Annotated in this window: 12 protein-coding genes; 5 read left to right on the top strand and 7 right to left on the bottom strand. The window is 56.2% G+C overall.

Going from position 1 to position 12,882, the window contains the following annotated elements:
• Positions 1 to 206: 206 nt before the first annotated feature.
• The 3 genes from GSQ91_RS02485 to GSQ91_RS02475 all read left to right on the top strand — a co-directional run bounded on the left by GSQ91_RS02485 (position 207) and on the right by GSQ91_RS02475 (position 3,053).
• Complete coding sequence (locus tag GSQ91_RS02485; protein WP_158819682.1) at positions 207 to 734, top strand: TetR/AcrR family transcriptional regulator; 528 nt, start codon at positions 207 to 209, stop codon at positions 732 to 734.
• A 42-nt stretch (positions 735 to 776) separates the two neighbouring features.
• Positions 777 to 1,862, top strand: coding sequence for an IS110 family transposase (locus GSQ91_RS02480; protein WP_158819681.1), 1,086 nt, complete (start codon positions 777 to 779; stop codon positions 1,860 to 1,862).
• A 327-nt stretch (positions 1,863 to 2,189) separates the two neighbouring features.
• A complete protein-coding gene (locus GSQ91_RS02475) occupies positions 2,190 to 3,053 on the top strand; it encodes an SDR family oxidoreductase (protein ID WP_158819680.1) in 864 nt (287 codons plus the stop codon).
• Between the two features lie 132 nt (positions 3,054 to 3,185).
• On the opposite strand, the gene GSQ91_RS02470 is transcribed toward GSQ91_RS02475, so the two are convergent.
• From GSQ91_RS02470 to GSQ91_RS02445, 6 genes are all read right to left on the bottom strand, one after another.
• Positions 3,186 to 3,971: a hypothetical protein gene (locus tag GSQ91_RS02470; protein ID WP_158819679.1), complete on the bottom strand. Its 786-nt coding sequence runs from the start codon at positions 3,969 to 3,971 to the stop codon at positions 3,186 to 3,188.
• Positions 3,968 to 4,864, bottom strand: coding sequence for a hypothetical protein (locus tag GSQ91_RS02465; RefSeq protein WP_158819678.1), 897 nt, complete (start codon positions 4,862 to 4,864; stop codon positions 3,968 to 3,970). Before GSQ91_RS02465 ends, GSQ91_RS02470 begins: the two co-directional genes overlap by 4 nt.
• 41 nt (positions 4,865 to 4,905) lie before the next feature.
• Positions 4,906 to 5,379, bottom strand: a complete 474-nt coding sequence (locus GSQ91_RS02460) for a hypothetical protein (protein WP_158819677.1) — start codon at positions 5,377 to 5,379, stop codon at positions 4,906 to 4,908.
• A gap of 4 nt (positions 5,380 to 5,383) precedes the next feature.
• Positions 5,384 to 6,106: a hypothetical protein gene (locus GSQ91_RS02455; RefSeq protein ID WP_158819676.1), complete on the bottom strand. Its 723-nt coding sequence runs from the start codon at positions 6,104 to 6,106 to the stop codon at positions 5,384 to 5,386.
• A gap of 58 nt (positions 6,107 to 6,164) precedes the next feature.
• Positions 6,165 to 7,718 carry a type VI secretion system Vgr family protein gene (locus GSQ91_RS02450; RefSeq protein WP_158819675.1) on the bottom strand — a complete coding sequence of 518 codons (1,554 nt, stop codon included), beginning with the start codon at positions 7,716 to 7,718 and terminating at the stop codon, positions 6,165 to 6,167.
• A 155-nt stretch (positions 7,719 to 7,873) separates the two neighbouring features.
• Positions 7,874 to 8,149, bottom strand: a complete 276-nt coding sequence (locus GSQ91_RS02445; protein WP_158819674.1) for a hypothetical protein — start codon at positions 8,147 to 8,149, stop codon at positions 7,874 to 7,876.
• Between the two features lie 631 nt (positions 8,150 to 8,780).
• On the opposite strand from GSQ91_RS02445, the gene GSQ91_RS02440 reads away from it, so the two are divergent.
• Together GSQ91_RS02440 and GSQ91_RS02435 are read left to right on the top strand one after the other, a co-directional pair.
• Complete coding sequence (locus GSQ91_RS02440; protein ID WP_216845039.1) at positions 8,781 to 9,878, top strand: hypothetical protein; 1,098 nt, start codon at positions 8,781 to 8,783, stop codon at positions 9,876 to 9,878.
• A 218-nt stretch (positions 9,879 to 10,096) separates the two neighbouring features.
• A complete protein-coding gene (locus GSQ91_RS02435) occupies positions 10,097 to 11,200 on the top strand; it encodes a hypothetical protein (RefSeq protein WP_158819673.1) in 1,104 nt (367 codons plus the stop codon).
• Positions 11,201 to 11,394: 194 nt separating this feature from the next.
• On the opposite strand, the gene GSQ91_RS02430 is transcribed toward GSQ91_RS02435, so the two are convergent.
• Positions 11,395 to 12,864 (bottom strand): GH1 family beta-glucosidase, encoded by a 1,470-nt coding sequence (locus tag GSQ91_RS02430; protein WP_158819672.1) that lies wholly within the window; start codon positions 12,862 to 12,864, stop codon positions 11,395 to 11,397.
• Between the last annotated feature and the right edge of the window lie 18 nt (positions 12,865 to 12,882).

The raw sequence follows: 12,882 nt of genomic DNA, 5'->3' as shown, positions 1-12,882 counted from the left end.
ACATACTGAGAAAAAACCCATAAGTTGGCCAAATGGCCAGCATATGGGTTCTTTTTGCGGGATAGAAGCCGCGACTTTGGGTTCAGGGCCAGAGGGCGAGCTCTTTGTCGCGGGAACAAAGGCTATCTTGTGAGACCTGGGATTCCGCTGGGATAGCATTGACCTGTATGGCTAGAGCGCGAAGTCCGGAAAAAAGACAGGCAATTTTGCAGTCCGCGGTACGCGAGATTGCGGAAGCTGGCCTGGGTGCCTCCACCGCGAAAATCGCCGGCGGCGCAGGCCTAGCCGAAGGAACGATGTTCACGTACTTCTCTTCCAAAGATGACCTGTTGAACGTGCTGTATACCGAGTTGAAGACGGAGATCTATCAGCGCATCCATGCGGAATTTCCTCTGAAATCCGATCTACGTGACCGCGCGCGACACATTTGGAATGAGTATCTGCGTTGGGCGATGGACAAGCCCGAGGAGCGGAAGGTCTCGGTGCTGCTTAATCTCTCCGCGATTGTCACTGCGGACACCAGAGCGGAGGTTGACTCCCAACGAGGAGCGGTTGCCCAAACCATGAGCGAGCTCGGCAAACAGGGTTCCTTCAGAAATCTGCCTCCCGGCTTCGCCTCCTCTGCTATGTCAGCGATGCAAGGAGCCGTCATGGAGATGGCGGCTAAAAAGCCGCGCCAGAAGGCGATACTCGTCGAACAGGCCTTCGATGCCTTCTGGCAAATGGCTAAATAAATGGGATGAGCAGGTCCTCCGAAGGAGGAGCAGACTGTTCCCATGAAGAAGCCAGCGCACCACCTCATCGCGGAAGTACCCCGGAAGCGTGCCAAGGTAGAGCTGACGATCGGCATCGACCTTGGCGACGTTTGGAGCCATTACTGCACCCTCAACCAAGAAGGCGACGTCATCGATCGAGGTCGTTTCCGAACCACAGCGAAGGCGATCGACAAGTGGTTCGCGCCTGTGCCTCACGCCCGTGTGGCGATGGAGGCCGGTGTTCACTCGATCTGGATCAGCGAACAGCTTGAGCAACTGGGCCATGAGGTGATCGTGGCGAACGTACGAGAGCTGCGAGCGATCTCGCACAGCGACCGCAAGAGCGACGATGTAGATGCGGAGAAGCTAGCCCGTTACGCGCGGCTCGATCCTGAGATCCTCCGGCCGATTTCTCACCGCACGGTCGAACAGCAGGAAGCCCTGACCCTGATCCGTGCCCGAGAGCTTTTGGTTCGACTGCGAACCGCGGCGGTGAACGCAGTGCGCGGACTGACGAAGGCCTGCGGTCATCGTATGCCGGCTTCGTCCACGAAGTGCTTCGCCCAACGAGGTCAGGCGGCGATGCCGCCAGGGCTGAAGCTTGCACTCGGTCCGATCCTTACCCAGATCGCAGAGATGACTCTCAAGATCAAGCAGTACGACCGGGATATCCAGAGGATGACTCAGACGGAGTATGCCGAGACACAGCCCATGATGACGATCCATGGAGTTGGCCATATCACCGCTCTTACGTTCGTTCTGACGCTCGGGGATAAGTCGCGATTCGGTCGAAGTCGAGACGTCGGCTGCTACCTTGGGCTACGACCAAAACGCAGCCAGTCCGGCGAACGCGATCCGCAACTCGGCATTACCAAGGCTGGCAACGCCTATCTTCGAAGTCTGCTGATCGAGTGCGCCAACCATATCCTGCGACCCCATGGTCGAGACTCGGCACTTCGACAGTGGGGGCTGCACTTGGCTGCCAGAGGCGGCAAGCAGGCGAAGAACAAGTCCGTCGTGGCGGTCGCCCGCAAGTTGGCCGTATTGCTTCACCATCTCTGGACGACACAGGAACCATACATCCCGTTCTATCAACAAGCAGCCTGAAGATGATTCTGTTCACCCGTTGCGTCGACACCGCGTTCCGATGACTGCGTGAGCGTTTTGGTCTCCCAAGGCCGTCTGATAAATAGCAGCATCGACTCTCCTCTCGAACCCCAACCGGCACCGAGTCCAGATTCATCCGACTCATCAGAGTGCGAATACAAACCCGGTGGAGAGCAACAACAACCGCAACGACAACAGCAAAAGCAAAGACCCCGATAAGGAAAAACATTGACATCAGTGACCTGCTCATACAAAACGCTCTTTTTTCGTGCAATAAATGAGCAACCACTTGCTCATTAACGCATCTATAGAAGCAAGAGGTAGGACATGGCAAAGATTTGGTTGATTACAGGAAGCGGTAACGGTTTGGGTCGCGACATTGCGGAAGCTGCGCTTGCGGCAGGAGATAGTGTCGTTGCGGGGGCTCGGAGAATCGAGGAATTGGACTCTCTGGCAGAGCAATACGGCGAACGCGTGACTCCAGTGAAGCTCGATGTTCGGAAGGAAGAGGCAGCTCAGGCGGCGGTGCAGACCGCTTTGGAGAAGTACGGTCGTCTGGATGTGCTTGTGAATAACGCGGGCTACGGATACTTTGCTCCCTTTGAGCAGATGACGTCTGAACAGTTCCGCGATGTGGTGGAGACCTGTCTCTTCGGCGTCGTATATACCACGCACGCAGCGCTGCCGGTAATGCGCAAACAAAAGAGTGGGTATATCTTCCAGGTCTCCTCCGTCGGCGGACGCATGGCGATTGCGGGCAACTCGCCATACCACGCGGCAAAGTGGGCGGTAGGCGGCTTCAGCGACTCGGTCGCCGCGGAGGTAGCGCCGTTTGGAGTGAAGGTGTGTACGCTCGAGCCGGGTGGCATTCGCACCAACTGGGCGCAGAGGGCTGGGGAGAACTCTCCTGAGTTACTACCGGAGTACGAGGAATCGGTCGGCACAATCTACAAGCTTCTCGCCTCTGTTCGCGGAAACGCGGAGGGCGATCCCAAAAAGATTGCGGATGTCATCGTAAAACTGGCAAACTCGCAGGACGTTCCGAAGCGCTTGATCCTTGGCAAGGATGCAGAAACCCGCGTAAAGAACGTCGAGACAGCACGTGCGGAGGAGGCGGCAAAATATCGCGAGCTCACCCTCTCGACGGTATTTCCAGACGCTCCAGTGATTCCCGGGTTGCTCAAGCACTAACGAAAGCCTGGACATCGTATGCTAAAGCCCTGCGCGTACGCCGAATAAAAAACAAAGCATAACCTGGTCATTTGGCCAGGTTATGCTTCGTCTTGGCTCTAACTATTCATTGCGCATCGGTGACCATCTCATCTATAGCGCGGCGTGAGGTTCTTTCGCCGGGGTCTGTTTGCGAGAGCTCTCCGTGAATTGCCGAATCGCTTCCTGCAATCTCTCCTTGGTGGTGTGTACCAGCAGAAGCACCGCGTTGTCCTCTTCGCTTTCGCGAAGATAGAGTTGCGTGGGCCCGAGCCATCCCTCCATCTGAAAGTCTGTGGCGTGACGGAGTGCGTTGCGTCCAAGCAAGGGGAAGTAGAACGGGAAGTCCATGAAGCTCTCATCGGTGATGGGCCTCTTGAGGTACTCACGGGTTGTGTCGAGCAAGGTGCTCCCGCCGCCTGCACCGAGGGTGAGGACGGTACTGCCCGTGCCGAACATGGTGCTCCAGGCGGTATGGAGCATGCTGCCGGTAGCATGGAGCATCGCGACGCTGTGATACGGAAGGCGCGGCTTGGAGCCCCACTCCATGTTGAGGATGTCTTCCCGCTTCAACATGCTGGGCGGCGCCTGATCGGGCCACAGGCCCAGGCCGTAGGTTGGCTTCCACTCGCGAGCGTTGCGGCTGAGCCGCAGGACCGCGTCGTCGCGATGGAGATTATCCATCAGCAGCCATGCGGTCGGATCCGCTTCTGCCGGTGGGAAGAGGCTGAGGGACAAGTCCCACAGGAACGCAAGCAACTCGCGCCGCTCCCGCTCGTGCTTGAGGGGAAACTGCAGCGGAATAGCGTATCCCGACCAGCCGGCGGCTAACTGCAGCTCTTCCCCTTGGAACTGGGGTTCTTCAGACAGGAGCTCCTTTGCGATCGCGGGGGATGTCATCGTGTGCTCCGGTAGGTGTGGCCGTCCTCGCGCATCTCTTCCAGGAGTTCCAGTAAATCGTCATCGAAATCCGGGTTCTTCAAGACAAGGAGCAGGCCCCGGTCGGGCTTACTTTCAATCCAGTAGCCATCGAAGAGCTCGAACCAGTCTTTGCGGGTGTCCGGGGGGGCGTCCATTACGCTCTTCGCGGTCAGCAGGGGCAGGATGAAGGGTAGGCCGTCATAGCTGGGATCTTCGCGGAAGGGTTCACCGAAGATGAGCTTGCTTTGACCCAGGAAGTCGTTCTGAAACGACTGCACCATGTCGTACTGCTTTTGCAACGTGCCGGTGTATGCGGGGTGTGTGGCGAAGATGCGAGGGACCTCTGGCAGGAGCTGCCTGGGCTTGGGGTCCGGCTTCATCAGGAGCGAGAACATGCCGCCGTGGCCGAAGAAGTCTTCCCGCTGTGCCTCGGCGCTCTTGTCGAGAAAGAGATGCGCATTGTCCGGCATCCAGCTGGCGACGTCGGGAGAGGTGTTGTTCTTGCTGGCCTTCTCTAAGGCCTCGCGCATCTCTTCCGCTTTGGGTGGCTTGATGGGTGCAGTACCGGGAACCAGGGTCATGCCGGCGAGGGGCATATAGGTCCGCGAGCGCTTCAGAAAGGTATCCATCAGGTCCGGCAGCGTCGCCTTGGATTGCAGGAAGGTCTCTTCGCGAAGACCGTCGGTCTGCTTCAGCTGCTGCGTCAGTCTCCGCAGGAACTCGAGCAGCCATGCACGCTCGTAGAAATTCATGGGGAACTGGTCCACACCGCACCAGTAGATGGAACAATCGGTGACTGCCGATGCGCGAACAAACGGTTCCAACGTCAGCTCCTGATGCTCCAGCAGCCGCTTGCGCAATATTCCGATCATGAATCTTCTCTCCTGCCGTGGTGTGACACGCGGTGTATTCCCTACTGGAGGCCTGTGCCGCCGTGTTGCTGGACGAACTGGTTGATCGACGCAGCGGCCTGGTTCTTGCCACCCATCTGGTTGAAGGGTGTCAGCTGGAGTAGGGTCCCGTTGCTGAAGACGAGCCGAAGGGCGTCGGTCTGGTCGGCCTCGCCGATGGTCGCTCCTTGCAGGCCTGCGAGGTCATACACGTTGCGCGTCGGATAAAAGAACAGGACGCGCGTGATGTAGACCTTGCCCTGATGCCCGTCGAGCCTGACGGTAGCATTTGACGAGACGACGCTGAGTATCACGAGCGTCCCCAGAGCGTTCCATATCCAGGGCGCAGGTTTGGTCGCTCCGTACTTGGAGGAGAGAAGAAGGCCCACGATGAGGGAACAGAGCAGCACGAATCCGCAAAAGAGATAGTCGATCGGGGAGATAACGGTGAGGATGTCACCCGAACTGATGGAGTAGAGAGCGCGTCCGAAGTGCATAGTGTTACGACCCCCACGGAGCGGAAAGTGCGGCTCGGATACCGGACGCTATGTCGGCGGCGACGAACTTGGTGAAAAGAGCCGCGGTCTTCACCGTTAAAGGAACGGTCTTAGTGATGAATGCCCAGACATCGGCCTTGACGCCGCCGATGGTGAACTTGGTGGGCTCATTTTTCAATTGGAATTCTTTGCGCTCGATGACGACGACCTTTTCAGTGGCTTCCAGCAGATCGAGCTCCAGCTTGATGGCATTGGCCGTGACGTACAGGGCATTGAAGGAGTGCTTCTCCCAGCCAATCTCCAGCTTTTGCCAGATGGTTTGCGTGTCCGTGGTTGGCTGATGGATCACCTGGGGCTGATTGTGCGTCTCTGTGCGTGTGTGGATGAAGTGGTCGAAGCGCGGGTTGGTGTTGGTCTGATGATGCACACCGATACGGTTGTCGACGGTCTTTCCATTCACTGTGAAGGTCAGGTCGCCGTCGATGGTCCAGGTTTCGTCCTGAAAGATGTGAGCCTTCCATGAGCCATGAAGGTTCGTGATCCGGTTGCCTGTGCGCTCCTGCCACTGCTGGCCGCGGATCAGCTCCACGTCGGTACCAGTGGTGCCTGCGAGTGCCGTGGCCGACAGCATGGAACCTACCGAGAGGCTGCCGAGCTTGGTCGGTGTCTTGTCGTCCGGGCCGCCGTGGCCGCGGGTTACAACGAGGGCGGAACCGTCGAAACCCATGAACTACTCCTTCTATCTTCGGATCTTTTTCAAGTGCTCTGGTGTACTGGTTGAAGGTTTAACCGATCTCGCGTGAGAAGAACTTGCTCTTCATGTGAATGCGTCCGGTCGCGTCGAGGACGATGTCGCCATCACAGCGCAGGCTGATGAGGCTGCGTGTCGTATCGTCGGACTTCTCCGTCAGGCAGATCCATGCGTTATTAGGTGTCGCGAGAACGACGGTTTCTTTGCCCTCCGTATCGCTGATCTGAATGCGGTTGCCGGCCTTGGTGACAATGCGTTTCACGTCGTTCACTTCCACATCGCCCCCGCGGAAGTCGTAGCGAGGCGCTTGCTGCACGCCGTTCCAGAGCGCGCCCAGGATGACCGGGCGCTCCGGATCACCGTCTTCAAAGGCGACCGCCACTTCGTCACCGACCTCAGGCATGAACATGAAGCCGCGATCGGGGCCGGCGTGCGGGCTGGCGAAGCGTGCCCAGTGCGTTTCGTCTTCCTGTTGCCAGAAGTAGCGCACGCGAATGCGTCCCATCTTCTTGGGATCGTTATGCGCGACCACGCGCGCAGGCACCAGGCCTTCCCAGCGGCGCATGACCGGAGGTTGCGGGTCGCGATACATCTTCCACGGTGTGCAGATGAAGCTGTTGTCGTAGCCCTGAGGTGTCCAGCGATGCTCGACACGTATCAAGCCGTACGTTCCCTTGGCATCGAGCTCGCCGTCGAGCGTGACGTCGTTGCCGGCCTTGAGCGTCTGATCGCGCGAGCTTCCAAAGCCTTTGACCGCGCTACCCATGGCGCGTTCGCTTTCAGCCTCCAACTGATCGTTGTAATCCGCCAGGGTCATAGCGCGGCCGCGCTGCGTCTCAAAGCCGGCCGGCAACTTCTGCGACGCCGACTGCACGGAGCTGGTAAGCCGCGCTGCCGCCGAGTAGAACTGCGGCGTCTTCGACACCTGCTCGAAGTTATTCGACTGCATAACGTGGTGGTCGTAGTGTGCGCCGGAGAAACTGGGATTCACGCGCTCACCACTGAGGCGAAAGCGGATCAATCCATACTCGGCACGCCACCCCAGCGTGCTTCCACTCTGGAAGCTGTCGAAGATCTCGAGGCCGCCTTCGCACGGCCGCATCCATGCACCGTAGTCGTCCGCGATGCGATGCAGGAAGGAGAAGTCCGTCTCGCCATACTGCACGTAGTTGAGCGCCTTGCTGGATGAGGCATTGACGCTGATCGACAGACCGTGACGACCGCCTATGGTGGAAGCAACGGAGCTGAGCGTTTGATCCGCGTAGTACTGTTTGTGCGCGGTGACATCCATGCCATAGCTGTCACTCACGGCGATAATGGTAGCGGCATAGCTTCCCCAGATCTCGTATTCGAGATCGACACGGTGCACAGTGCCGTTGAAGTGGATGTGCTCCACGCCTTGGAGATCGGTGGTCTTCACCTCAACGGATTGCCCAAGAAGATCTTCAACAGGCACACGCTGGTCCAGAGTGTCACGGCACACAACGGTGCACCACCAGTGCTGATTGACTGCCTGCACTACATCGACGGAGGCAAGCAACGCACCACCGAGCATGCCCTCGCCGATCTGAATCTGTGGAAGTGCCACGAAAATCTCCGGGTAGCGGTCTATTTCTTCCTTCGCGGAGTGATTCTAGCAACACAAGGTTAGGGAGGAGTGAATAGGCCAGGGCCTCTGCTTCAGCGAACACGAAGCAAGCGCCTTCAAACATCTTTTCTTTCAGGGTGATGTGCCGTTGTTACTTAAATAGCTCTTGTGAGCTCTATGAATTGCCGGATCAGCAGACCTATCGTCTCCGGCGCATCTTCGTAGAGATAGTGGCTCGCCTGCGTGAGACACGATATTGGCGCGTCAGGAAACGACTCTTGAAAGAGTGGCAGTAGGTACTTTGCCATCAGGGTTGGATCGCGCATGCCCCATATGGCAGTCGCGGGTTTCTCGCGCAGTTGTTCAACCGCCGAGGCTGTGCCTTCTTCAAAGCGAAGCGTCCCCGATCCAACTTCCCCAGGCCTAGCCAATCGCTCCCACGCGTTCTGCGAAAAGACATAAAGCGCTACGCCAATAAATAGAAGCTCGTGAGTAACTTCCTAGAAAAAGATTTGTCTGTAAGAACTTGTCTAATAATGCTGCCTTGTTCTTATTTCTGAGATGAGGCACGGGTATTAGTCCTTAGGACATCTCTCCTTATCAATGGCATATTCGCTCAGAAAAAAGAGCCTATACCTGTGGCCAGGTAGTGTCTGCTAAATCGATATCTTTATCGTTGCTCTGGCTTTTGGGAGTAGCTGCGGGTCTTAAACTAGTAAAAAAGACCTGGGTATAAAGTACTAGTAATTGAGAGGCCTTTGTCTTATTCCCATGGCGTAAAAAGCTGCGGATACTCTGAAAACCACAGGTATTTAAACAAATTCTTAGAAAATAATGCATTAACCTCGACAGCTAATTCACGCAGTAACCCTAGGTTGAAAACCGATACGAAAGCACTTCTGCTACTTCAGTACTACTGCTATTTCGCCCTTGACAAAATCGTTATTGGACAAGCACCGTATCTACACGGTAAAGGGCTGTGTGTGTTCTCTCCTCTGCCGGATTCGTCAAGACAAAGAATAAAAATCCATAACGATAATACGGAGAGCTATGAAAAGCATCATGAACTTAGCCACTCGTTCCATTGTCTATGTCTCGTTAACAGCAGGTCTTCTCAGCGTCGCCGGGCTTCCATCAGTGCTAATGGCCCAGTCTGGTGATGTCGCCTCTGACGCGGTTGAGAGCCAGGCTCATGCAGCTTGGCGCGAAACCATGCACAATACCGCTGCACCAGAAAATGGGTGTTTCCATGCGTCGTATCCCAGTACTCAATGGGAAGCGGTGGAGTGCGCCGACCGGCCGGCCTATCGGTCTGCGTTGCCACAACTTAGGGGCCGTGAACAAACGCTCGGCAACGGCTCTGACTACGTTGCTCAAGCACTATCAGGACACACGATCAGTTTAGCGGCGGGCAGCTTCCCAACCGTGTCCGGTGTTACCTCTGAAAAGAGCGTCGGCGTTGCTGCTTTTGGCGACGGGGGCATCCTCGGGTCGAATGAATATACCCTGCAGGTCAATACAAACTTCGCGAATACCGCAGCTTGCGATGGCTACACGAATTGCCTGGCTTGGCAGCAATATGTCATTTCAACCAATACCCCTGTGTCACTGACGAGCAGCTCGCTTACGGGGAAAACCGAAGTATTTATCGAATATTGGCTAATCGACTATGGCTCTAGCACAAATGCTTCTTGCCCCAGCGGGTTCATCAATGGTGGTGCCGATGACCCTGGGGTTGATTGTGTCCAGAATACGCCTGCTGTAGTGGTCTACAACGGACAACTTCCGATTACCGATCTCGCAAGCCTGGCACTCTCGGGTTCGGCTGTGGCAAGTGGAACGGATAAAGCCGTCGCCACTTACGGCACCGAAGCTTATACGGCGACTGTAGCGGATTCTTATACAGATATCTCGAGTGGATGGACTCAGGCGGAGTTCAATGTGCTCGGCAATGCCGGTGGATCGGAAGCGAAATTTAATAGTAGTGGTGTCTCTATCACTGCGAAGATCGCCTTAACGGACGGATCGACGACCGCACCGACATGCGTATCGCCATCAAGTGTGGAGGGTACTACTGGCGAAACCAACAACCTCACGGGCAAGAGCTGCACCAGCACAAGTGGATCGGCGCCTTACATTGAGTTTGTGGAGTCTGATTAGGCGACCACAGCTCTATAACGCTCCAACAAAAAATAAGCGCCGAAATCATCTCGGCGCTTATTTTTGTAGGGAGTAGCAAAAACCTCCGCTAAGAACCTGTTTAAGAACGGCGGCGGTGCTGTTGTTTTCGTAGTATGTGTGTTTTCTTTCTTCTGCCAGGTAGTCAAGACAAAGAATAACAATCCATAACGATAATACGGAGAGCCATGAAAAGTGTTATGAACTTAGCCACGCGTTCCATTGTCTATGTCTCGTTAACGGCAAGTCTCCTCAGTGTCGCCGGACTCCCATCCATGTTGATGGCGCAGTCTGGAGATAACTCAGCGGACCAGGTCGAGAGCCAGGCACGTGAAGCTTGGAGCCAAACCATGCACGATATCGCCGCGCCCGAAGAAGGGTGCTACCATGCCTCGTATCCCAGTACTCAATGGGAGAAGATAGAGTGCGCGGCCCCGCCAGCCTATCGGTCTGCATTGCCACAAATCAGAGGCGGTGAGCAAACGCTCGGCAACGGCTCTGACTACGTTGCTCAAGTAGCATCAGGACACAAGATCATTGCAGCGGCGGGCAGCTTCTTGAAGGTCAAGGGCGTGACCTCTGAACAGAGCGTCGGCGTTGCTCTATTTGGCGACGGGGGCATCCTTGGGCCAAATGAATATACCCTGCAGATCAATACAAACTTCGCTCACACCGCAGCTTGCGGTCGCTACTCTGGTTGCCAGGCCTGGCAGCAATATGTCGTTTCAACCAATACTCCCGTGTCACTGACGAGTGGTGAGCTTACGGGTAAGACTGAAGTATTTATAGAGTATTGGCTGCTCAACTACGGGGTTGATACGGGCGAGAATATTTGCCCGAAAGGGTTCATCGATGCTGGCCCCGATTCCAACGGGCCTGGGGATGACTGTGTCCAGAATACGCCCGCTGTAGTGGTCTACGACGGACAACTTCCAATTACGGATCTCGGAAGCCTGCGATTCTCGGGTTCGGTTGCGGCAAAGGGAACAGATAAAGCCACCGCGACGTACGGCACCGAAGCTTATACGGCGACCGTAGCAGATTCAAAGACGGATATCTCGAGTGGATGGACTCAGGCGGAGTTCAATGTCGTCGGCAATGCCGGTGGATCGGAAGCGGAATTTAATAAGGGCGTGTCTCTCACTGCGAAGCTCGCCATAACTGACGGATCGCAGACCGCGCCGACCTGCATATTGCCATCAAGTGTGGAGGGTACTACCGGCGAAACCAACAACCTAATCGGTCAGAGCTGCACCGGCAATAGTGGCCCGACTCCTTACATTGAGTTTGTGGAGACTAATTAGGAGATCTCCTCTCTATAACGTTCCAATAAAAATAAGCGCCGAGATCATCTCGGCGCTTATTTTTTGTAGAGTGTGGCCACCCTAAGAGAGCAGTCAAAGCTGAGATACAGCACAGCACCCTTCAGAAACAGAATAGAACTCGCAAAAAAAACGCGGTTCCACAGTCACTGTGGAACCGCGAAGGAGGCACTACGTCAACAGACAGCGTTGGCCTGTATGACCTTTTTGTAGAACTCCGCGCTGAGCTTGGGGGTCCGCTTCTGCGTGGCGAAATCCACGTAGACAATACCGAACCGCTTCTCGTATCCGTCGGCCCACTCGAAGTTGTCCAGGAGACTCCACAGGAAGTAGCCCTTAACCGGCACGCCCTGTGAAACGGCACGCTGCAGTTGCGTGAGGTAGTTGCGCAGGAACATCACGCGGTCCGTATCGTAGACTGCACCCTCAGGTGTGAGCTGGTCGTCCGACGATGCGCCATTTTCGGTGATATACATCTCCTTCACACCCCACACATCGTGGACCAGCTTCGGACCCCAATAGAGACCTTCCGGCCCGACCTTGAGCCATGGACTCAACATATGGGGATAGGAGCTCGGAGACGGCACGATAGCATAGCCCTTCTCGGAGTGATCGGCACGAACGAACTCAGGCTGATAGACGTTGATACCCACGAAATCCATCGGGCTGCCGATGATCTTCATCTCTTCGGCCGTAAACTTTGGAGCGTCGGCTCCGAGACGTTTGAGATACAGCTCCGTGTAGCGGCCCTCCAGCACGACGGTGAGGTACATCGCATTCTCTTCCCGCACCGCCTTGTGTGCCGCTTCAATGTGCTCTTTCGATTCGACGACCGGCGCCGTAATCCTGATATTTTCCGCGAGTCCAACCTTGGTGCCGTGCTTTGTCTTGGAACGAATGGCCTGCAAGGCGAGACCGTGGCCGAGCACGACATAGTGGTTCAACTGCGCGAGGCGCTTCGCATCGAGCTTGAGGCCAGGTGCATGCCTTCCCTCCAGGTTCCCAACCTCGACGAAGGTGCTCATCTCATTCAGGGTCATGAAGTGGCTCACCTTGTCCGAGAGCTTGCCGGCGGTATAGCCGGCATAGTCCGCGAACGCTTTGGCTGTATCGCGGTTCTCCCAGCCACCCTTGTCTTGCAGTGTCTGCGGAAGGTCCCAGTGGTAGAGCGTACAGAAGGGCTGAATGCCGGCCTCCAGAAGCGCGTCGACCATGTGGTGGTAGAAGTCCAGCCCCTGAGGATTGGGCGTTCCTGTGCCGCTGGGAAAGACACGTGACCACGCAACCGAGAAGCGGAAGGTCTTGAGCCCGAGCTCCTTCATGATTTGGATATCTTCCTTGTAACGGTGGAAAAAATCGTCAGCGACGTCGCCCGTGTCACCGTTGAAGGTCTTGCCAGGGGTATGCGAGAAAGTGTCCCAAATCGAAGGCCCGCGGCCTGCTTCATGCACCGCGCCCTCCACCTGATAGGAAGCAGTCGCCGACCCCCAGAGAAAGTCATTCGGAAAGGTGCGAGCTGTCTCAGCACTGTCCGGCAAAGACGCTGAGGCTTCTTCGGCTGCGAGTCCAACACGAGGGAAGGAGAGAGCTGCGGCGGAACCGCCAATAAGTCGGGCGAGGGTGCGGCGAGAAAAAGTATTCAACACAAAACTACTCCCTGTCGT

Source organism: Granulicella sp. S156 (genome assembly GCF_009766105.1).
Lineage (GTDB): Bacteria > Acidobacteriota > Terriglobia > Terriglobales > Acidobacteriaceae > Granulicella.
The sequence above is the reverse complement of the archived record's forward strand: the minus strand, read 5'-3'. Positions and strand labels throughout refer to the sequence as shown.

Bases quoted from the DNA above. Each gene is read 5' to 3' on its own strand.
- GSQ91_RS02480 (WP_158819681.1), top strand. From the start codon at position 777: ATGAAGAAGCCAGCGCACCACCTCATCGCGGAAGTACCCCGGAAGCGT.
- GSQ91_RS02475 (WP_158819680.1), top strand. From the start codon at position 2,190: ATGGCAAAGATTTGGTTGATTACAGGAAGCGGTAACGGTTTGGGTCGC.
- GSQ91_RS02470 (WP_158819679.1), bottom strand. From the start codon at position 3,971: ATGACATCCCCCGCGATCGCAAAGGAGCTCCTGTCTGAAGAACCCCAG.
- GSQ91_RS02465 (WP_158819678.1), bottom strand. From the start codon at position 4,864: ATGATCGGAATATTGCGCAAGCGGCTGCTGGAGCATCAGGAGCTGACG.
- GSQ91_RS02460 (WP_158819677.1), bottom strand. From the start codon at position 5,379: ATGCACTTCGGACGCGCTCTCTACTCCATCAGTTCGGGTGACATCCTC.
- GSQ91_RS02455 (WP_158819676.1), bottom strand. From the start codon at position 6,106: ATGGGTTTCGACGGTTCCGCCCTCGTTGTAACCCGCGGCCACGGCGGC.
- GSQ91_RS02440 (WP_216845039.1), top strand. From the start codon at position 8,781: ATGAACTTAGCCACTCGTTCCATTGTCTATGTCTCGTTAACAGCAGGT.
- GSQ91_RS02435 (WP_158819673.1), top strand. From the start codon at position 10,097: ATGAACTTAGCCACGCGTTCCATTGTCTATGTCTCGTTAACGGCAAGT.